The sequence below is a fragment of the Bradyrhizobium lablabi genome, from assembly GCF_018131005.1.
GTDB classification, from domain to species: domain Bacteria; phylum Pseudomonadota; class Alphaproteobacteria; order Rhizobiales; family Xanthobacteraceae; genus Bradyrhizobium; species Bradyrhizobium lablabi_D.
Map to the genome: position 1 here is coordinate 1 of NZ_JAFCJK010000024.1, position 19624 is coordinate 19624.

General features: G+C 60.2%; 20 protein-coding genes and 3 pseudogenes. 7 read left to right on the forward strand and 16 right to left on the reverse strand.

What is annotated here, in order from left to right:
- Positions 1-501, reverse strand: a 501-nt coding sequence (locus tag JQ553_RS33745; RefSeq protein WP_212504399.1) for a hypothetical protein, incomplete at its 3' end; no start/stop codon positions are given.
- Between the two features lie 83 nt (positions 502-584).
- On the opposite strand from JQ553_RS33745, the gene JQ553_RS33750 reads away from it, so the two are divergent.
- Genes JQ553_RS33750 through JQ553_RS33765 form a run of 4 tightly spaced genes read left to right on the forward strand, consistent with a single transcriptional unit; the run spans position 585 to position 2629 of the window.
- A complete protein-coding gene (locus JQ553_RS33750; protein ID WP_212504400.1) occupies positions 585-1217 on the forward strand; it encodes a phosphatase PAP2 family protein in 633 nt (210 codons plus the stop codon).
- A complete protein-coding gene (locus tag JQ553_RS33755; protein WP_212504401.1) occupies positions 1204-1809 on the forward strand; it encodes a cupin domain-containing protein in 606 nt (201 codons plus the stop codon). The genes JQ553_RS33750 and JQ553_RS33755 overlap by 14 nt, the downstream gene beginning before the upstream one ends.
- Positions 1806-2153 carry a DUF3147 family protein gene (locus JQ553_RS33760; RefSeq protein ID WP_212504402.1) on the forward strand — a complete coding sequence of 116 codons (348 nt, stop codon included), beginning with the start codon at positions 1806-1808 and terminating at the stop codon, positions 2151-2153. The genes JQ553_RS33755 and JQ553_RS33760 overlap by 4 nt, the downstream gene beginning before the upstream one ends.
- The gene (locus JQ553_RS33765; protein WP_212504403.1) at positions 2150-2629 is read left to right on the forward strand and encodes a DUF3147 family protein; all 480 of its coding nucleotides are present in this window, start codon (positions 2150-2152) and stop codon (positions 2627-2629) included. The genes JQ553_RS33760 and JQ553_RS33765 overlap by 4 nt, the downstream gene beginning before the upstream one ends.
- A gap of 18 nt (positions 2630-2647) precedes the next feature.
- On the opposite strand, the gene JQ553_RS33770 is transcribed toward JQ553_RS33765, so the two are convergent.
- Complete coding sequence (locus JQ553_RS33770; protein WP_212504404.1) at positions 2648-3163, reverse strand: ferritin-like domain-containing protein; 516 nt, start codon at positions 3161-3163, stop codon at positions 2648-2650.
- A 116-nt stretch (positions 3164-3279) separates the two neighbouring features.
- Between JQ553_RS33770 and JQ553_RS35390 the strand changes: the two are divergent.
- Positions 3280-3524: pseudogene (locus tag JQ553_RS35390) on the forward strand (hypothetical protein); the annotation flags it as partial.
- A 54-nt stretch (positions 3525-3578) separates the two neighbouring features.
- Here the strand turns inward: JQ553_RS35390 and JQ553_RS34755 are convergent.
- From JQ553_RS34755 to JQ553_RS33810, 7 genes and pseudogenes are all read right to left on the reverse strand, one after another.
- On the reverse strand, positions 3579-3773 hold the full coding sequence (locus JQ553_RS34755; RefSeq protein ID WP_249144850.1) for a DUF305 domain-containing protein: 195 nt from the start codon (positions 3771-3773) through the stop codon (positions 3579-3581).
- Between the two features lie 333 nt (positions 3774-4106).
- Positions 4107-5378: a DUF892 family protein gene (locus tag JQ553_RS33780; RefSeq protein WP_212504405.1), complete on the reverse strand. Its 1272-nt coding sequence runs from the start codon at positions 5376-5378 to the stop codon at positions 4107-4109.
- A 186-nt stretch (positions 5379-5564) separates the two neighbouring features.
- Positions 5565-7052, reverse strand: coding sequence for an FAD-dependent oxidoreductase (locus tag JQ553_RS33785; protein WP_212504406.1), 1488 nt, complete (start codon positions 7050-7052; stop codon positions 5565-5567).
- A 681-nt stretch (positions 7053-7733) separates the two neighbouring features.
- Positions 7734-9241, reverse strand: a pseudogene (locus tag JQ553_RS34760) (CHAD domain-containing protein).
- Between the two features lie 153 nt (positions 9242-9394).
- A complete protein-coding gene (locus JQ553_RS33800) occupies positions 9395-9703 on the reverse strand; it encodes a hypothetical protein (RefSeq protein WP_212504409.1) in 309 nt (102 codons plus the stop codon).
- Between the two features lie 275 nt (positions 9704-9978).
- Positions 9979-10707, reverse strand: a complete 729-nt coding sequence (locus JQ553_RS33805) for a DUF72 domain-containing protein (RefSeq protein ID WP_212504410.1) — start codon at positions 10705-10707, stop codon at positions 9979-9981.
- Between the two features lie 42 nt (positions 10708-10749).
- Positions 10750-11997, reverse strand: a complete 1248-nt coding sequence (locus JQ553_RS33810; RefSeq protein ID WP_212504411.1) for a DUF763 domain-containing protein — start codon at positions 11995-11997, stop codon at positions 10750-10752.
- A 140-nt stretch (positions 11998-12137) separates the two neighbouring features.
- On the opposite strand from JQ553_RS33810, the gene JQ553_RS33815 reads away from it, so the two are divergent.
- Positions 12138-12995 carry an SDR family oxidoreductase gene (locus tag JQ553_RS33815; protein WP_212504412.1) on the forward strand — a complete coding sequence of 286 codons (858 nt, stop codon included), beginning with the start codon at positions 12138-12140 and terminating at the stop codon, positions 12993-12995.
- 405 nt (positions 12996-13400) lie between these two features.
- Here the strand turns inward: JQ553_RS33815 and JQ553_RS33820 are convergent.
- The 5 genes and pseudogenes from JQ553_RS33820 to JQ553_RS33835 form a co-directional block, all read right to left on the reverse strand.
- Positions 13401-13938 (reverse strand): annotated as a pseudogene (locus JQ553_RS33820) (DUF4142 domain-containing protein).
- A gap of 1885 nt (positions 13939-15823) precedes the next feature.
- Positions 15824-16063 (reverse strand): DUF6894 family protein, encoded by a 240-nt coding sequence (locus JQ553_RS35395; protein WP_409363116.1) that lies wholly within the window; start codon positions 16061-16063, stop codon positions 15824-15826.
- Between the two features lie 428 nt (positions 16064-16491).
- Complete coding sequence (locus JQ553_RS33825; RefSeq protein ID WP_212504413.1) at positions 16492-16725, reverse strand: hypothetical protein; 234 nt, start codon at positions 16723-16725, stop codon at positions 16492-16494.
- 96 nt (positions 16726-16821) lie between these two features.
- Positions 16822-17184 (reverse strand): PRC-barrel domain-containing protein, encoded by a 363-nt coding sequence (locus JQ553_RS33830; RefSeq protein WP_212504428.1) that lies wholly within the window; start codon positions 17182-17184, stop codon positions 16822-16824.
- A 550-nt stretch (positions 17185-17734) separates the two neighbouring features.
- Positions 17735-17953 carry a DUF3606 domain-containing protein gene (locus JQ553_RS33835; RefSeq protein ID WP_212504414.1) on the reverse strand — a complete coding sequence of 73 codons (219 nt, stop codon included), beginning with the start codon at positions 17951-17953 and terminating at the stop codon, positions 17735-17737.
- Positions 17954-18116: 163 nt separating this feature from the next.
- Between JQ553_RS33835 and JQ553_RS33840 the strand changes: the two genes are divergently transcribed.
- On the forward strand, positions 18117-18500 hold the full coding sequence (locus JQ553_RS33840; protein ID WP_249144844.1) for a hypothetical protein: 384 nt from the start codon (positions 18117-18119) through the stop codon (positions 18498-18500).
- A 264-nt stretch (positions 18501-18764) separates the two neighbouring features.
- Here the strand turns inward: JQ553_RS33840 and JQ553_RS33845 are convergent, their stop codons facing one another.
- Both JQ553_RS33845 and JQ553_RS33850 read right to left on the reverse strand, forming a co-directional pair.
- Positions 18765-18938, reverse strand: coding sequence for a hypothetical protein (locus tag JQ553_RS33845; protein ID WP_212504415.1), 174 nt, complete (start codon positions 18936-18938; stop codon positions 18765-18767).
- Positions 18939-19107: 169 nt separating this feature from the next.
- Positions 19108-19380 (reverse strand): hypothetical protein, encoded by a 273-nt coding sequence (locus JQ553_RS33850; RefSeq protein ID WP_212504416.1) that lies wholly within the window; start codon positions 19378-19380, stop codon positions 19108-19110.
- Between the last annotated feature and the right edge of the window lie 244 nt (positions 19381-19624).

Sequence of the window (19624 nt, forward strand, 5' to 3'; positions counted from 1 at the left end):
CGCGATGCCAAAAGCACGGCGTCGGATGCCGTTGCGGGCGCAGCAGATGCGGCCAAGGATCGGTTTGATGAGGGTGTCACCTATGCGCGGGAAAACTTGAGCAAGCTCGGCGACGCACTGCCTCGGAAGGAGACGATCGCAAAGGTCCAGTCGTCGTTCTCGGACCTGCTCGAGAGACAACCGCTTCTGCTCGGTGCAATAGGTTTGGTGGTCGGAGCGACCGTTGCGGGCGCGTTCAGTGCGTCCGATCTCGAAAACAAATGGGCGGGTGAGGTGAGCGACACCGTCAAAGAGGATCTGACTCTTCGGGCGGGGGCGGTGGCCCAGAGCGTGCGCGAATCCGCCGACACGCTTAAGGCCGAAGTCGATGACATCGGCGCCGAAACTCTCGAGCGGCTCCGAGAAGCTGGCCGGAGTGGGGCAGATGCCGTCCGAGAGAGTCTGAAGACGCGTTAGGGCCGTGTAGGTGAGCGAGGACCTTGAACCGAACTGTTCGGTCAAGCGCCTTTGTCGCGTGTGCAAGCCGCCGAAGAAGACCGAACGGTCTGGGCGGCCCTGGCACTACGTTTCCGATCGTTGGAGCCATGCGTACGGCAAATAGAACTCGAATAAGTGGTCTGCGCCGGGCGTCGAGCTTTCCAATCAGGATTCGGCCCACCAAGACGGATGTCTTGATCGCGCGCGCCATCGCGCGCGATACCGCGCCCGCCCCCGAAGAGATCGCCCGCGCCTTGACCTGGGGAGCCGACGAGAAGGTCCTTTTATTTCTCGCGGCGGCGGCTTGGATTGCTTCGCGCGGACGCAGCGAAGCGCTGCGGCGTGCTGGCAACCACACGCTTCTGGTCACGGTTGCAGCGTCTCTTCTGCCCCACGGTTTAAAACTTCTGTTCGACCAAACGCGTCCTGACCGAAGGACGGTGATCGGGCACGTTCACGGGGTCTCGTTTTCGGGCAAGCGCAACGATGCCTTTCCCTCCGGCCACGCACTTCACATGGGCGCCTTGGCATCCGCAGCCGGCGTCCTGCCGGCCGGTCCCCGCCGGGCGGTTCGCGCGGTCGCCGTCGGAATCTCGCTGACGCGCATCGCGGTCCTGGCGCACTGGGCAAGCGATGTCGTCGCGGGATTCGCGCTCGGAGCTGCCCTTGAGCGCCTGCTGCGGCTGTGGACCGGCCATCCGCTCGAAGTCTCAAAGGAGAACGATCATGCCGATACTTGAGGATCTGAAGGCGTACGCGGAGCGCGCCACCGGCCTCCGCCGGCCAGGCAAACGAAATGCGCCAGAGCTCGCGCAAGCGCGAAAACCCCACACTGTCCGCTTCAAGGATGATGGTCTCGTCCTTAACCATCCGCGATGGCCGCTGATCATCTATCGCGGCGCCGTCGATCTGGATGGGCGACACGACCCGGCAGCCGTGATCGAGGACCTTTTCGAGGCCAATGGATGGGGAGACACTTGGCGCGACGGGGTCTACGATTACGTGCATTATCACTCCCGAATCCATGAGGTGCTCGGCATTGGGCGCGGCAAGGGGCGCGTTAGATTCGGCGGCAACAGGGGGCGGATTTTCACGTTGAAGGCGGGCGATGTCGCCATTCTGCCCGCCGGAACCGGCCATCAGTGCCTTTCGGCCGATGACCACTTCCTCGTCATCGGCGCCTATCCGCCGGTGGGCACGTACGACGAATGCACGGCTGTGGAGGAGCGCGGGCAGGCGCTGAAGACCATCCCGAAGGTGCCGGTGCCGCGCAAGGATCCGGTCTATGGCGCGGGTGGGCCGCTGTTGAAACTCTGGAAGAAGGCGAAATGACAGAATACATCGTCCGCTTTCTCGTCGGAGGCGCTGTGGTCTCGGCCTTCGCGATGCTGGGAGATCTTCTCCGTCCCAAGAGCTTCGCCGGTCTCTTCGCAGCTGCGCCCTCGGTCGCACTCGCCACGCTCGGGATCGCGGTATATCAGCATGGACCGGGCTACGCGACTCTGCAAACCCACGCCATGATTGCGGGTGCGATCGCGCTCGCCGCCTATAGTGTCGTCGTCTGCCACGTCCTGGTTCGCGCGCGAATGCGAGCACTGCTGGCCACCGTGCTATCACTCGCCATCTGGCTCATTGTCGCCTTCGGGCTGCTGACCTTCGCTGGCGGGCAGGCATGACCCCGATCCGCTTTTCGCCCTCATCTCTTAAGGAAGGCCGCTGGTACGAATACCTGGTCCGCTTCGCACTCGGCGGCATCGCAACCGTCTTCACCGGTCTCATCAGCAGCCGCTATGGAGCGTCAGTAGGAGGGCTCTTTCTCGGTCTTCCTGCGATCTTCTGCGCCAGCGCGACGCTCATCGAGAAGCATGAGATCCGCCGCAAGCGGGATGCAGGCGTGGCCGGGGAGCGCCGCGGGCAAATGGCGGCCGCGGTCGACTCGGCCGGCGCCGCGCTCGGCGCGCTCGGCATGCTGGGCTTTGCGATCGTCTTCTCGTTGGCGGCGGAAACTAGCATCGCGGTCGCTTTTGTTGGCGCATCGCTTGCCTGGTTACTGGTCTCGGTGGCGGCTTGGTACGTGCGCCGCAAACTGCGATCAGTGCGGAGAGTCCGGACCGGACAAAAAAGCGGCTCCGCGATCCCGCGAAGCCGCTGAGATCGATCACGCGCGATATCAAGCGGCGCTCGAAGCCTTCGCGTTGACTCCCTTGCGTAGCGCCACGGTGTTAAGCTTGCTGTTCGCCGCCTTCTCTTCGTTCAGATTGGTGGTAAGGAACCGCACGATCTCGTCGTGGCCGAGCTGTTCGGCCCAGGCGATCAGAGTGCCATAGCGGCAGATCTCATAGTGCTCGACCGCCTGCGCCGCAGCGACGAGGGCGGCATCCAGCACTGCCTTGTCTTCGATTTCCCCTGCGGTCTCGTCGGCCTCCTTTATGATGCCGTCGATCGCCGGGCACTGTGTCGCGCTGGGCTCCTTGCCCAGCTTTTCGAACGCTTTTTGAAGCCGCTCGACTTGCTTGTTGGTCTCTTCGAGATGGGCTTTTAGCCCGGTCACGAGGTCGCGGTTGGTTGCCTTGTCGATCATTTTGGGCAGCGATTTAATGATCTGCTGTTCGGCGTAGTAAATGTCCTGAAGGCCGTGGATCAGCAGGTCTTCCATGGATTTGATGTCCTTGGTGAAGATTCCCATATTCGAGTCTCCTGTCGCAATGATGCAATGGAACGCGGCTGACCGGCCGCCGTTCCTGTCCATCAGCGCACTCGGAGGATGACTCGACATGGACGGACCGGAACGCTTCACCTTCCCAGATCGGAGAGCACGATGCCGCCATCGCCATGCACCATAACGGCGTTATACGGGGACTATGCGAAATCCCCTTTGTGCAGGACGTGAGCGCTGGGGCGTGCTGACGATCGGCACGGGTCCGGTTCACCAACCGCAACGGCAAGGGCGAACGCCTAAGGCCAACGCCGACGGCTGTGACAGTGGAGCCAGAGATTGTTCGCCAGTATATCGCGGATCGTCTGCCGCACCGCTCCGATGCCGTTGACACGATTCATCAAGGCGATCTCGCCCTCTTGTTCATGCCGTATGGAATAAGCCATCAGACGCAGGCGTGGGTCGAAGGACGAATGCCACCCCGCGTCTGCCATCTGGACTGCCCCGCATGATGCAAGCTCATCAGACGGACGAAGACCGCGTCAAATTCGGTGTTGGTTGGCTTCCGCAGCTCCGCCATCTGTGCTGGCGTCAAATAGCCCGGCATGGCCGCGCTCTCGGCATCTGAGCAGATCGGCATCTGTTCACTGAACCAGCCCCGCCACCAATGATCAAAAATGCGGTTGGTCGCAAGATCTCCAAGATCAACCACTCGCAGGCGCTTTCATCCGAGGCGCCGCGATCGTCTTCGACAAGATAAATGTCCTGCTTCAATGTCCTGCTCGTCATGGTGACGAACGATTGATTGGCATGAACATCTCTTCAGACTACAGACCACGGCCGCGCGCGATCGTCGCCTTCCACTGGTTATGCGTGGCGGCTCCGGATTAGGGCCGTTCCCCGGCGGGCGCGGCCTCATGTCAACGGCATTCCTGTCGATCCGCCGATGATCAATCGGCAGATCAGGTGGGCACTATTCGGTTTGCTCGACAGTAGCGGGCATCTTTGCGACCGACATCAAGGATCGCGCGACCTGGTTGAGCAACTGATCGGCATTTTCCTCCTCCGCCAGCGATTTCGATAACAAGCTGACGATCGCGCTATGGCGTAGCTGTTGGGCGAGGTTCCGCGCCGTGGTGTAGCCGGCAATCTCATAATGTTCGACCCGCTGCGCCGCACCGATCAGCGCGAGGTCGGCCGCGGCGTCCTCCTTGTTTTTGCCTTCGGCGATGATCTCCTGGCCTTCTTCGACCAGGCCCATCATGCCCTTGCACGGCTTTGCGCGCGCGGATTTGCCAAGCAGCTCGAAACACTCGTTGATGCGCTCGATCTGGGATTCGGTCTCGGTCAAATGCTGCTCGAAGAGGTCACGCAACTGATCGAAACGCGCGACCTCCGCCATTTTGGGGAGCGCCTTCGTCAATTGCTTCTCCGCATGCAAGATATCACGGAGTTCGTCGAGCAGGAGATCGCCAAGGCCGGTTTCGTCCACCGGCGGTGAACTCTCAGTTACGATGGCCGCAGCCGGACCAGGTTCACCCGCCTGAATGGCCGGCGATTCTGTAAAGATCCAGTCGCCGCCCTCGTTCCAGGGCCCGCGGGTGTCGATCTCACCATGCTCACCGGTGCCGGTAGAATCGTTGAAGAATTGATCGACGAGCCCCGGTGTCGGCGCGATGCGGCCGATACTGAAGGGCGGCTTGCCCATGCTCTCAAGTGCCAGAGCAAACGCCTTCATGTGGGTGATCTCGCGGGTCATCAGAAACTGCAGAGCATCCTTTGTACCTGCGTCGTCGCAAAAATTGATCAGGCGCTCGTATACAATCTTTGCGCGCGCTTCGGCGGCGATGTTGCTCCGTAGGTCCACGTCCAGTTCACCGGTAATCTTCAGGTAGTCGGCGGTCCAGGCGTTTCCCTGGGAGTTGAACAGGTTCACTCCGCCGCCGCCCGCGATCGCGATTAAAGGATCGGCTTCTGCGGCCTGACGGTCAAACTTTGATGGCTTGAGGTGCATGCGTGCGAGAGTGCCGACAACCTCAAGATGGCTCAGTTCCTCGGTGCCGATGTCCATCAGCAGGTCCTTGCGATCCGGATCCTCGCAGTTGAGCCCCTGTATTGAATACTGCATTGCGGCCGCGAGTTCGCCGTTGGCGCCGCCGAATTGTTCAAGCAGCATGTTGCCGAAACGAGGGTCCGGCTCATCGACGCGAACGGTGAACATCAGCTTCTTCACATGGTGGTACATGGAGGACCTCGGGCATGAGAGAGAATATCAGTCCCGAACGGGCAGGCGCTGCCGTTGTTCCTATCGCGCCGTGGCAACAATTCGCTGCAGCCGATGTAACTCCGTGATTCGCGGCGGCCATCGGATCGCGCGAGGGGCCGGACGGCTTGAACGACTGACTGACTGGCAGCGTCAGAGGAGGGGTCGTCACCTTTTGTCGAGCGGTGCGACTGCGGGAGCATTGATCGGTTGCCCCTTCACGTCGAACATCGAGCCATGGCATGGACAGTCCCAACACGTCTCGAAACTGTTCCAATGCAGGTGACAGCCAACGTGGCTGCAGCTTGCCGAATTCAGATGAAGCGCGCCGGCTTCGTCGCGGTAAGCTGCGATTTTCTCTAGGCCGCGTCGCACAATTGCGCCTTGTCCGCGCCTCAAATCATCTAGTGAATGAAGTTCACCCGGCGCGACATATTCCGCGAAACTCTTCACCGGGGTGACGTTCTCCATGACGAAGTTCTTGGCCGCCTTAAGCGGGATGCGGCCCGGGGCATAGAGTTCCTTCCACGGATGGTCCTCACCCATGATCAGCGCCGTATTCAGTATCGCCCCGACAACGCCGTGGGTAAGGCCCTGCCCTGAATCGCCCATGGCGACGTAGACATTCTTGCAGCCCGGATCCTGGCCGATAAAGCCAGCGTAGTCGATCGTGTCGAGCACTTGCCCCGACCAACGATGTGTCTCCCTGCCCAGACCGGAGATCAGTTCACGCGCCCATGCTTTGAGTCTTTTGAAACGCTCGTCCGCATCGTCGGCTTCGCCGCTCTTGTGGTCCTCGCCGCCCACAAGAACGTAGTCGATACGATCCGGTCCCGGCTGTAGACGCACATAATGGTAAGGCTCCTCGGTGTCCCAGTAGAGGGCATCGGGCAGGGCGTTTCGTTTGATTTCAAACGCCATGACATAAGTCCGGTAGGGTGCTGTCTTGGTATGGATGGCGAAGCGGTCGGAGATCGAGGAGTTGGTCGCAACGACCGCGTGCTTGGCGCGAATGACGCCGCGCGTCGTTCTCACCAACACAATGCCATTGTCCTCACTGATTTCTTCCACCGGGCTATCGCGGAAGAAAGTCACGCCGTTGTTCCGACAGGCTCTTGCTACGCCGGAGAGATACTTTAGGGGATGAAACGTCGCCTGCCTCGGATAGCGTAGCACGTGCCGGTTCGCACATCCGTTGAACGGCATGCCGACCAGCCGGTGCACCGGAGCTCCGATCTCCCGGACCGCGTCCATCTCTTGGTCGATGATGTCGGAGGTCATATCGCGGCCCTGGAACAGGTAGCCATCGAGCCTACGGAAATCGCAGTCGATCTCTTCCTGCTCTTGAATCACTTCAATACGGTCGATCGCCGCCTGGCTGTCGCAGAACAACTTCGTCGCATCCGATCCCTTGATCTCGCTGACAAGGTCGTCGCATAGCGGAGCCAGATGCGCGGAAGTACGCGAGGTCATCCCGCCCGCGATGCGGCCGCGGTCGATTATCACCACCGACTTGCCACGTTTGCAGACCTCGTAAGCCGTCGAAGTTCCCGCGATCCCCGATCCGACCACCACTACATCACACTCAACGTCCTCTGCCAGCGAACCTGCCGCAGGCATCACGTCAACGTCCGCCCAAAGGGACTTGCTGGTCATCCGTTGCTCCCAATCGTCGGAGAACGTTAGCCTGACCCGCGAAGTTCCAATACGTTCCGTCATGCCGACGATGCACGTTACCGCGGTGGCTGCGACCCAGCCCCGTGGATCGGTTCTCACGCAAGGCGTTTTGCCTGATTGTCGACGACCAACTTCGCAAGGTGAGTGTCGTAAGTTGGCGCTATCACCCAATGACCGTACAGGGCACGGGCGCACCCAATTATCGACCCTGCATCTGTTAGAACGGGATCAGCCAAGCGAACAAAGTCATAAGGCAACACCCAGATCGAGAGCCCAATGAGAATTGCGATAAGCGCTTCCCGGAATGCTGAACGCACCCAGGCCGCGAAATGTGAACGACCTCGTTCCGCGACGGGTTTCCTGGTTTCGTGCCGCCAATTTACTAATCTGGAGCCGAAAGAGCGTAAACGTAAGGCCGCCTCAGGTGGCGGCCGCTTCTAAGCCCGGCCGTCATCCTTCCCGTACCGTTTCGGGAGCGCTATAGGCTCGTCATCGATCGCCCAGCGATTAGTCGAGCGCTCTGGCGGGAGACGGCGACACAAGCCGCCATCCAGCAGGAATGGATCGTCGGGCTTGGGCGGGCGCACGGCGCAAACGCCGAGGTGTGGCGACCATGGGTGACGGGCAACACGGCCCCGAGACTGGCCATCACGGCGACAATCACGCCGCCGCCTGCAACCGCTTCCCAGTCGCAAGTGCGTTCGTCAGCACGTCGCCTGCGGAAGTCTCCTCGCGGCCGGTGAGATAGCCAATCGCGAACGCCTTTTGTGCGGCTTTGCTAGTGGAGGCGAACTTGCGTGCCCGCTCCAGATGTACGCGCATGTCGTTGAGGGTGCCGAGCTCGCTCTGAAGTCGCTTTAGGGCACGGTCGAGCTTACGTCCGGCTTTGCGGCCATCACAACGGAGCGTCGCGAAGAATTCACGACCATATCGCACCTTTTTTACCGCAATCCGAAGCTTGTGACGCTTGCGCCCATCGAGCCGCTCAAGCTTGCGCGCCTGCTTGCTAATCTTGTGGATGCGGCGCCCGAGCTCGTCTTGCGCGAACGTGCGCGCCAGTCGTTCCCTCAACGCTTGCCTCAATGCATCGGTATCGTTGCGCCAGCCGCCGTCAAGCAGCCACAACGCGCAATCCAGCACTAGGCTACGGAACCGTTCGCTTTCGGCCGCCGCTCTCGCAGTCGCGAAACCGGCATTGCGCGTTCGCTCGAAATCGTGCTCCAGTAACTCGAGCTCTTGCCGGTCCGGATGCTTGGCGCGATACGGCGCCAGCGTCTTACTGACAAACACATCGATGTCCCGCGCGAGCCCGAGCTGCTCGGTGAGCCATTTCAGCTCTCGTTTCAGTCCGTGCACTCGTGTAGCATTTCCTTGAACAGCGATAGCGCTGCGCGCATCCGTCTCAAGCCGACCCGCATCTGGTGAATGCCTTCGGGATCGCCGTTCCGCACTGCGTTCTCGTTGCCCGCGATCTGGCGGAGGCAGGCCAAGCCGACCCTGGTAAAGGCGTCTGCAACCGTGGCCTGTCGCGACACCATGACCGGCCCAGCGAAGATGGGCGCGTCCAGCGCGCCGTCGAGCAACGCATAGCCTAGCTCCGCCTTGGCGCGAACGGACAGCGCGACGGGTGCGGTGCGCGCGAGCTTTCTCGCAAGCCGCGCGACTTCGCTGCGGTCACCATGCTTCAATTCGATTTCGATTTCGGCGAGGTCGAGCTTCGCATCCGCCGTGGCCACGCAGCCTTGATCGAAGGCTAGCTCGACGTCGCTGTTGCCAATATGGCAAGGAATGACGACGCGCTCCACGCGCGTCTCGAACATGGGCTTCAGCTCTTTCGTCAGCTTCGCCGTCAGCAGCGGCGCGAGCGCGGTGTCGCGGGCCAACTGAAGTTTGGGCTCGTCGCGGTCAATCTCCGTTTCCCATTCCTCGCGGGCGAACAGAGCGCTGGAGTTGGCTTTTATGGTCTGCAGCCGTTGTGCACCGATCTTGCGTATCCGCAGGCTGATGTCATGTTTGCGGAGCGCGAGATCATTAGTATCATAATACACCGAGGTGAGCTCTTGCTTGCGGCTGCCTTCGCTGGCCTGCTTCTTCAGCAACGGCAGCGCTATCGCCTGCTGCAGGCCGCGCTTTGATGTGGCAAGCTTCAACTCAGTCTCCGTGCCCACAGTTCCTTCCTTCTCGTCACGGTGTATCCGACCAGAACGGCCTTAACTCTATCGAATACCTCGAGGACCGCACTGCAGGTGTGGTTGGATCGGGGGCCGCTGGGTTACCCGCCAGCGGTCCTATGAGTTTTGCTTGGACTTTCCGCATCCGCTCTAGCAATCGTTTGCGCCGCTCTTCGATTTTGCTCCTTGAGCTTCCTGAGAAGCGGTCGGCTGGTTCTGCATTTGCTTCTGTGCGTCCTGCGACGACGTAGCCACGTCGTCGATCGCCCGATTCATTCGGTTCGTGGGCGGGTGTTCGCTGCCGCTGGAAGTCGCGGATCCAACGGTCTGGTTCGTGTGCCCCGGGGTGGGACCAGAGCCCGCGTCCTTATTGGCCATGTTGCAAGGACCGGCCTGTGCGACGCCGGTGCCAAGAAGGGTTGCGGCGCAACTTGCAAAGAGGATCTGTCGTGCGTTCATGCGATGTCTCCATATTTCCCCATTTGGGGCAACGGTCGTAGGCAAGGAGTGTTCCTTGCGATATCCGGAGCCGGAGCTCGCCTATACCGGCTCTGACGACCAAGTCGCTGCAGCCTATGACCGCTGTCGAGCGGTGAATGAACCTCAGAACGAGCGGTCACCGAGAAGCAATTCTTGATCCGTCGACGCATTCGGCATCAGCTTTGCCGGGGAGGGCGCCGAAGAAGCGATCCGAAGAATCCCCTGATGGGAGGGTATTCCACTTGACCGCGTTCCTAGTTCCTGACCAGCTGAGCCAGTCGTCGTGCGTCGGCTGGCGCTGCACTCTTCTGGTCGTTGTCGAAATAGATATAGACGTCGTAGCCTTGCCTTTTCCAAGAACGGATGTGCTTCGCCCAATTTGCCAGCTGAGCGGGGCTGTAATGATCTTTGTAGTGCCCGCCCGGGCCATGACCCCTGACATAGACGAAGTCGGCGGTACGTCGCCAGGGCGCTGGTGCGTCGTGATGGTCGGACAGGCAGAGCGCGATGTTGCGATCGGTGAGGAGTCTTAGGATCGTCGGCTTATACCAGCTCGGATGCCGGAATTCGAAAGCGTAGCGCCGCCTTTTCCGCAGCAGCTTCAGGAACCCCGAGAGCCGCTCGGCATCGGCTTCGAAATTCGGCGGCAGCTGGAAGAGGATCGGACCGGCCTTTCCGCGCAGCAGCGACAACCGGTCTTCAAGCAGCTCAAGGCTGTTGACCGAATTCTGCGACAGCCGCTTCCAGTGCGTGATGAATTTCGACGCTTTCCAGGCAAAGACGAAATCCTTGCCGGTCTGCTCACGCCAGTTGCTGACAGCTTCGCGGGTCGGGGTGCGGTAGAAAACGCCGTTCAGCTCAGTTGTGCTGAATTGTCCCGCGTAATACGGGAGCTGGTCCTTCAGCCGCAAGTTCTTCGGGAAAAAAAGCCCGCGCCAGGACGCATAGTGCCAGCCCGATGTGCCGATACGAACGCACGCCATGCACGACCATTCTGCTCGACCAACCCATCAAGAACTGCGCCTTCATGGTTTGGTTGCTTTGGCAGGATCGGCAGGGTCAGTCTCCCAGCCGAACACCGAACGGCCGCTGAGCAGGGTGGAACCGGCGCGCTCACTGGCGACAAACGCGTCGAACGAGGGACCCGTCGCGGTGCGCTCTAGCCTTCGCGCCTGGTCGTCCAGCCGTTTCAGTGCGCCGATCTGTGCGTCACGGCCGAGCTTCGCCTGGCAGACGGCGCCCTTGAGCACCCGGATCGTCTCATCATAGACCATGATTGGAACCGGATAGGGATGGCGGTCCTTGCCGCCATGCGCCAGCGAGAACCGCGCCGGATCGCGAAAGCGACAAGGTGCGCCATGCACGACCTCGGCGACCATCGCAAGCGATTGCACGGTGCGGGCGCCCACGCCCGGCGTGAGCAGCAGCTCGGGAAAGTCGAGGGGACCGCGTTCGGCCGCTGCGGCGAGTGTCCCGTGCAGTCGCCTTGTGAAAACGTCGCTTGAGCGAACCTCGTGGTGCGGGGGCATCACTAGATGCGGAAGCGAAGGCTGAGACGCCGTCCGGTCCGTCAAGGCGATATATTGGTCCGTGATGCCGTCAGGCCCAAGGTCGGTGAGCAGATCGATCTGAATGCTGCGCGAGAGGGCGGCGCGGTGATCGGTAAGATTGATGATCTCGCCTTGCTCCGGCCCGTCGATCGCGCTATGCGGCTCATCGACAAAATTGCGCAGACTCTCCGAATGCCAGTGATAGCGCCGCGCCTGCCGCTTGTCGCCGTTCATGCCCTGCTGCACGACGGTCCATTTGCCGTCCTGCGTCACGAAGAAGCCGTGGAGATAGAGCTCGAAGCCGTCCTGAACCGCGGCACTGTCGACCTTGGCCACCAGCCGGCTCGCGCGCGTCAATCCCTGTCCATCGAATCCTGTGCGTTCGCCGAGTTGCGTCAATTCCTCCGGCGTTCGGCGGGAGTGCTTGCCGCGCCCGCCGCAGACATAAATCCCTAACTCGTTCTGCAGAGGGGCCAATCCGCGCTTCAGCGCGCCGATGACGCTGGTCGTGATGCCGGACGAGTGCCAATCCATCCCCATGACCGCGCCGAACGATTGGAACCAGAATGGGTGCGACAGCCGTTGCAGGAACTCATCGCGACCGTAATGATGGACGATAGCCTCGGTGATGACCGCGCCGAGTTCGGACATGCGTTCGGCGAGCCACGGCGGAACGCGTCCTCCATGGAGAGGAAGGTCCGCACTGCCGCTTCGTCTGGCCATCCTGTTCCCGCAATTCTGAGTCGACCGCAGTCTAGCAGTGCGCCGCTTGGGCGCGTCGCGTTTTTCTGTGGCCTTCTTACCAACTAGGAACACTGGCCCGGTCACGCCATTGAAATCCGTATCAAGATGCGGAGGCCTTTATGCTGGACCATCCCAAGCCGCCCTATCCCAACCAGAAGCAGCCAATGCCGGGCACGACCGCCAAGATGGATCCCCGCCCGGATCACGGCGAATCCAGCTATCGCGGCTCCGGCAAGCTGGCCGGAAAGAAAGCGGTGATCACCGGGGCTGACAGCGGCATCGGCCGCGCGGTTGCGCTCGCCTTTGCACGGGAGGGGGCCGACATACTGATCTCTTATCTGAGCGAACACGACGATGCGCAGGAGGTGAAGGGGCTGATCGAGGCCGAAGGACGTAAGGCCGTTTTGATCGCGGGCGATTTACGCAGTCCGGATCACTGTCGATCCGTGGTCGCACGGGCCGTGGACGACTTCGGCAGGATCGACATCCTCGTCAACAATGCCGCGCATCAGGCCACCTTCAAGGACATCGGCGACATCACCGATGAAGAATGGCAGCAGACGTTCGAGGTGAACATACACGCGATGTTTTATCTGGCAAAAGCGGCCGTGCCGCTCATGCCGCCGGGCAGCGCGATCATCAACACAGCATCGATCAACTCGGACATGCCGAACCCGATCTTGCTGGCCTATGCGACCACTAAAGGCGCAATTCACAACTTTTCCGGCGGCTTAGCGCAGATGCTGGCAGCGAAAGGCATTCGTGTGAATGCCGTTGCACCCGGACCGATCTGGACGCCGCTCATTCCCTCGACGATGCCGGAGGATGCCGTCACGAATTTCGGCAAGCAGGTTCCTTTGAAGAGGGCGGGGCAGCCCGCCGAATTGGCGACAGCCTACGTCATGCTGGCCGACCCGCTCTCGAGCTTCACGTCCGGCGCGACGGTCCCGGTGACTGGCGGAAAACCGTTCCTGTAGAGGGCCGCATATTGCGAGGGGTCTATCGGAAATCACCATCGGGAACGACCGAATATCTCAAACCGATGCCTTACACTCCTCGATGTGCTCGGCCTGGCGCTTCTGCTTTCCTGTGTAGCTTTGTTGCCGCCGGGGGCCTGATGCCCGCTGTTCCGGAATGGTTGGCCTAAGGGGTCGAACCCTCATCAATCGTCCCAAGAAACCTCAAAGCGCGATCGGCTGAAGCGGCCGAGGCGCCGCCGAATTCATAGTAGCCATCGCGTTCAAGATCGCTCGTCACCTCGTACAGCCGCCCACCGAGAGCTTGTCTCGCTGCAGGGCGTTGTCGACGCAGCGAACCTGAAAGATAGTGCCGATTTCAAGCATCTGCTATCCTTGATCAATCGCGTAAAGCGCGCATGCCCATCACTTGCAGTTCTTGTCCATGTCCTGCGCCATGTCGAGATGATGCTGAAGCGCAGGCAGCATCCGACCCGCCCATGCCTTCAGCTTGGCATCGCCGCCGCCCTTGGCGTAGCGATCGAACCGCGAGACCGCATCCTTGTGTGCATCTGACCTGCATAGGGACATAAATGGACGCGAAGTCTTCCGGCTTTGCATCGCGTAGCCTGTCGAGCTTCTTCTGCGAGCTGTCGTCAAGTTTCTCGGGGATCGCGGTCTGTTTGTTGGCGGGCGCCATGCTCTTCAGATCTGCGCTCGTCGTGGTATGGTCGGTAACCATCATGCCCGCGAATTTCTTTTCCTGGGCGTTGCCCTTCTACTCGGCAATCTTGGCCGCTTCGATCTCGAGCATATCGCTCATCGCGACCTCCTTGATGAAATCTTCCGTCTTCGGAGCTACGCCTAACACGGAATTTACGCCCGTCTTCTCGCCAACCGATTGAGCCGTCGCGGTCGTGGTCATCAAGCCCGCAATCGCGAGCGCCATAATCGTTGTCTTCATGATCATCTCCCTTGGCTGGTCTCGACAGAATGCCGCAACAGCCAACGCGATTCGCGCATCTGTACTGCGTGCCGGCCTTCAAACCAACACGTGGGGGGAAGCCGGTTCCTATGAGCCTTATCTACTGGCGACGGGTCCTTCGCGGCGAACGTTGGCCGGGACGCGTCGGTATTCCCCCGTCGTGCATCCGCATCCTCGCAACCCGTATGATCCGACGCTCACAAGGTCACACGCTTAGGAGAATCTGGACGCGGAGAAAGCCCGCGTCGAAGTGCGTTTGAAAATCTCGAACCCAGTCGAGATGTGACTTGCTGGAGCGTATCCGCGTAATCGAAATGTTTCATTGCTAGCGCGACCGAGGTCTCATTTTGATGGAATGGTCAGTTCCCATGACTTACCGCGGCGTGCCCGGCCGGTCCTCGCTGGAGATCAATCTGCAAGACAACCTTTGCGGTTGCAGGGGCAATGGCGACGGAAGATCAAATTGGGAATTACGCGCACCAACTCTGGGACAGGCCGGCCGCCCGAAGGCCGAGATGCTGAGTTCTGGCATGCGGCCGAAGTTGAGTTGAATGCCGAGAGTGAAAGTCCAGACGCGCCTACTCAGCCCGACCAACTCAATAGTAATAGCCTTCCTGGCTGATGATCAATCCGGATTTCCCTCGGTATCGGCTGGGTGTGCGAGAATCATCCGAAGCGGCCTTGGTCTGAAGCGGGGATGCGTTGCGAGAGTCAGGCCCCTCAAGAGGGAATTGAGGAGCCTGACGTCAGCCAAGTTCTAGAGCGCGATGATATGCAGGTAGAATGCCAGCAAGATGGCGATGCTCAGGATGACGATCCCGATAAAGAACCTGCCCATTAAGCGGCCGCTCTCGCGTTTCAATTCAGCAATCTTCCGGTCCCGCTGCCAAAGCTCCCCGAGGCCCTTGTAGCCGGAAGAAAACGTCCAAGGTTGGCGGCGCCTGCACCTTCCGTGCCTGGGGCCGTTTCCTGTCGGAACAGTTTGCGCAACTGGGACGTCTCTCTAGGAGACCATCCATATCACCCAGGTCAGAATGGCAGCGGACACCACGACCGGTGAGAGCCCGATTGCCATAGTCACCCAGAAGCCCCGGTCCCGCAACACCTCCCGGGCCATATACTCATGCACCGCACGCCTCCCTACACGCGACGCCTTGATCTGTAACATATAGCCCAAAACAGTCGCGGCAACATCGGAACAGGCACTCGCGACATTGATTGATTCGCATGGAACGCCTCTTTCTAGTCGTCATCACCTCCGCGCTGCTGATGCTCGCTACGGCGGCGACGATCCTCGTGGCCTCCAGGAACGACAAGGCGACCTCCATGATCCGAACGAGCCCGGTATCGTCCCTGCCTGCGAGGGGCCCGGCGCTCGTGGACAAGCCGCCGTCAGCTAACACATCCGGCACGCGCCCGTCTAAAGGTGATAGATGAGCGCGAAGCGTTCGCGACATCGCTTAGGAAATTTTTGGACGCTTCTCCATCGCGCTTCCGATCCGCCCCGACATCGAAGTCGCGTTCGAACCAATTGTTGTTTAGACTGTGGGTAGGACCAAACACCCAACCCAACCTATTCAATGCCTTTGTCAAAATGTCGCGGACCCCGTCTCCGCCAATCAACCTAGCTAGTCACTCGAGGCAAACATGGCGGCGGAGCCACTGCTGGTCGCGGGTGTGGAAGATTAGGCGATCGCGTCGTCGGCGCATGGCCGATTGGCGGCCTACTCCGCGAGCCTGCCGGCGGCGAGGGGCAACACCCGTTCTAAGATGGAAAACTTAAAAAAAACCCCAGCATCCGGAGCTAAAGGGGTTTCCGAGAGCCGGGCCAAGCGCGCATCGCCGCCTGCTGAGGGGCGAGCCGCTAAGGGCTAGGGCTTGTGGTGTCCTGAACGATCAGGGAAGCATGGAAGACAGGCGCGGTCTCAGATCGAACCTCAACCGTTACATTGATCCTCTCACTCGTCCGCGCTGTGTCCCGGGCCAAACTAGCCAAGGTCTGCGATGCCTCAATTACCGCGTCCCTCCGGGTGGCCAGTTCGAGGCCCTGTTCATCGGGATAGAAGCCTTGGCGGTCCCGGATGTCAAAAAAATAGCGTGCCATTCCATCACTTCCTTAGCAATGGAGCGGCAACGATAGCTCGTGGACTTCGTTCCTATTTTAGCGGCTGCAAGCCGGGAGATCGCAGCCACTCGCTCATGTGCAAGGCCGTTTCAGCTTGCCGCGCGCGGCGCAACAGTTGCTCACGTTCAATGCCTGCTGGCGTGCCCTGGGCTTCTTCGCGAAGGCGAATTGCCTCCCCCGCAAGGCGTTGTTCAAGAGATTTCGGTTTGATTGAAACGGCCGCTCGGCCATGCGCTGCTCCATTCCGTGAGAGGGGCGGGAGCGCAATGAGCGTTCTCATCACCGATAGTTGCCGGATGTCCGCGCGGCGATACTCGTCAACTGATAACTCTGGCGGCGGTTCCAAAGGGCGGGCGTCACGCCCGGGTGACCCCTGGCGACCCCCGTTATGGGAGAACCTTTGCGGCCTACTTTTTTGTGTCGACCTTTTTGGCGGCGTCTTTGGACGAGGCTTTCGTCTCGGCCTGGTTGGCCCGGTTCGCGTTCATGCCAGTCGTATCCATTGACCCTTTTTCGGTGGCGCCGTTTGTGTTTTCGGGCCTCTCCATCCCACTCTGCGGAGCTGGGCCGACATTCTGGGCAAGGGCCGCTGCCGAACCGCATAGGAGAGTGACGGCCGCAATTGCAGCGAGCTTTTTCATGACCTACCTCTTTTTCAATCCCGAAGCGAAAAGGGGTCGCCACACGCGGCGACCCCCGACCGTCGCCCGCCGGATCTACCGATAGTGACCGGCGAGTCAAACGAACGGCACGCCATAATAGTCGTTCACGGAACGACCAATCTTCGGGTCGTTCCAGTCCCACGCGCCCTCCTCGCGATATTTGGGCGCGCCGCGGAGCTGATCTTCGCGAAGGTCGGTGAGATATCCTTCGAGCTGAGTGTCATATTTCAGGGACTGCCACGGGATCGGATAGTGATCGTCGCCGATGCCCAGAAAGCCTCCGAAACCGAGCACGGCGTACGAAACCTTGCCGCTAACCTTGCCGATCATCACGCGCTCAATACTACCGATCTTCTCGCGATCCGCTCCATACACCGCTGTGCCCTCGACCCTGTCACTCCCAATCAGGTTTTCAGATTCTCTCGCTTCCATTGCCATGATCGTTACCTCGCTCGATGGGTTCAACCTGCTCGTCAAGCCGTATCATCCGAAAGCGTTCCTATTTGCGCCAAAGCGCCGCGGCATTCGCGCGGGCCATGCCGTCGGGCAGCCCACGACCTCGCTAGGAACGAGTGCCACACCTGTCCGTTGCTTGCAGAGTTGAACAGGAGGAACGTCCCATGAGAGTTACAAAGATCGCCTTGGCTGCTGCATTCGTCTTCGGATCCATCGTTGCGGCAAACGCACAAGGCGCAGGCGGTGGCGCAGGTGGCGCGGGCGGCGGAGCGGGGGGCGGCGGAAACTCTCCGGCTGCCACAACCGGCCAGGGCGCATCGAGCAGCCCAAGCTCAGCGAACCCTGGCGCTACGGCCAATGATCCGAAGATGAAGGGCGACTCGAAGATGAAGAGTCACAAATAGCGAGACAAGATTGCCGGCCGCGGCCGTCCGCGGCGGGCTGTCTTTAGCCCCACACGAACTTGCGCATCGCCCCGGCGATGGAGACGCGCGATCGCCTTCGCGCTCTGTCGCACGCGGCCTGATTGCCTTTATCGCTCCCGCTTTCCAGCAAGACGCTTCTCAAGGCGCTTCCGGCTGTTGCCGACTTTTTTCAACGCGCTCTTCACCGATGCTGCTGACTTGCGCGTCTTCCCGGCTTCGTAGTGAACCTCATAGTCCTTTCCGGCGGCAACGCGCGCCCGGTCCTGCTTGCGGCCTCGCGCGTCTTCTTGCCTTTGCCATTCTGGCCTCCTGTTGTTCGAGGCCAACGCGGACTAAATTGGCTCCGTTCCAGCCGGCCGTTAGCTGCCGGAACGATTGCGCCTGCGTCAGTTTGAATCACCTGCTTTGTTGCGGAGAGCGTGCTGTGGCGTTTCAGCGTAGGAAGCACGTGCATGTCAGACAGGATAAAGATGACGAGGGATGGTTTCGATGGCACTCGCATTGCTACCTGCAACTGCCTTCAAGTCGCCGGCGATCAGCCTTTCAGGTGTGGTCGACTACAGCATGTACACAAGCTTTAGGTTGCAATTCGATAGTGCGTCCGACCAAGAGCTTGTCGTGATCGAACTCTCGACATTGGGCGGCGACCCTGAGGTCGCCAGGATGATGGGCGAGGATGTCCGTTTCGCGAGCGAGATGGAGCCGCACAGGCGGTTCGTCTTCCTTGGTAAGGCCGTGATCTATTCAGCCGGCGTTACATTCATGAGCTTCCTCGCACGGCCAAACCGATACGTCACGCGAGGCACGCGGCTGATGATCCATCAGCGAAAGCTGTCAAAGAGCTTGGTGATAGATGGCCCTCTGACGACATGAACCTCGGTTGTCAGGGCGACGCTCAACGAAATCGAATGTTCAATTGCGATGCAGAACGAAGGATTTCAAAATCTCATTCTCGGGTCGAGCGTAACGCTCGATGAGGTTTTGCAGAAGGCGCCTTCCAACTGGTATCTTGAGGCGCAGGAAGCAAAGACCCTGGGCCTGATCGAGGCGGTTCTTTAATCCTTTCGACGTGGAAATGCGCGTCGTGAACGAGACGACGGCGCGGTCAGGGGATGGGCGACGCTGACCACGCTGACATCAGGCCCACCGATCCTGCTCTTCCCGGTCGGCTTGTTCGTTGAGCCGGTCAGCGATCTCTTCCGCTAGTGGCTCGTCCTTCGCAGTTGCGATAGGCTTTCCCTTGCTGGTCTTAACCGTGCTCTTGTCAGCTTCGACTGGGAAATCGCCGGGCTTGATCTCTGGCTTTTTCATCGCGGGCTCCTCGGGTCAGTACCAATCACCATTCGCCCGTTGCCGTCGCAAATGTTGCAGCGCCAAAGCGAGGGCGGTCAACTTGCTGTCTCAGCATCGTTAAATCACATCGTTCTCCGAAGCCGACAAAAAGACGCGCTCCGCTCCCATGACACCGCCGCGCGGGCGGCTACTTTACCTCGCCCGTCGTTGGGGTCGTTTCCGGAGTTTGAACCTTCCCGGCCTTCGGGATCACGGTGTCCTTCAAATTCGTCGGCGGCATATTTGGCAGCACCTCGACCCGGTTCTCCGGTTTGAGTGCCGCACAATCCATACCGTAGATCAATTCGCCCCTTGCCGATTGGCCAATCGGGCGACATTCTTTGAAGGCGTCAGGATCAACAACCTTATCTTCGGCGAAGGCTGGTGACGCTAGCGCGCCAACGCGGCTGCTGTTCTCCACATGTTTCGCTCCGAATTTTGTTGTTAAGGGTAACCGGCGCCGCAAGCACAGGTTCCAAAGCAGTGTCATTCGCTTGGAGGGTAACGAGCTTCTTCGAAGCTGGACGATCGAAGCGCAATGCAACAGGATTTAACCCAGGTTCGCGACAGCTGAGAAGCGAGCAGGGAGGAGAGACATTCGCGCATCAGCAAGACAGCGCTGTAAAGGCCGCCCCCGAATATTCACCTATGTGATTTCTGAAATT